The sequence below is a fragment of the Streptococcus suis genome, from assembly GCF_002964045.1.
In the GTDB taxonomy this organism is placed as follows: domain Bacteria; phylum Bacillota; class Bacilli; order Lactobacillales; family Streptococcaceae; genus Streptococcus; species Streptococcus suis_U.
In genome coordinates this window covers 1-398 of record NZ_POPB01000562.1, presented here as the reverse complement: position 1 = coordinate 398, position 398 = coordinate 1, and the positions used below count along the sequence as shown (strand labels likewise).

Sequence of the window (398 nt, the reverse complement as noted above, 5' to 3'; positions counted from 1 at the left end):
CGGCTATACTCTATTGCAGTACCCAATTTGGAGCCTGGCAAGACAGCCTGATTGCGACACCAATCAAAGAACTCGTCCATCAAGGGAGTTAATTCTGTCTGTCGTTTATGCAGCCGCTCCTCAGTAGACAAGTCAGCCCAGTCATTCTCCAGGGCAAATAGGCGGTCGCAATAGGCTAAACCCTTAGCTCCTAAAGAAGTTTTGTCTGTCTTCTTAGGAGTCGCCTCAAAAAACTTTCGTCTGACGTGAGCCCAACAGCCAACCAGCTGAGCCTTGTCTAATTGACGATAAGCACTCCACATGTCACAATGAACGTAGCCCGCATAATCCCCTAGAAATTCCTCCACAACCAAGCCACTCCGTCGTTTGTCATGATGATAAAGGGTAATTCCATTTTT

1 protein-coding gene is annotated in these 398 nt (G+C 47.2%); it reads right to left on the bottom strand.

What is annotated here, in order from left to right; all coding sequences use genetic code 11:
- The coding region (locus C1E99_RS12690; RefSeq protein ID WP_153060254.1) for an IS66 family transposase at positions 1–398 on the bottom strand (398 nt) is incomplete at both ends.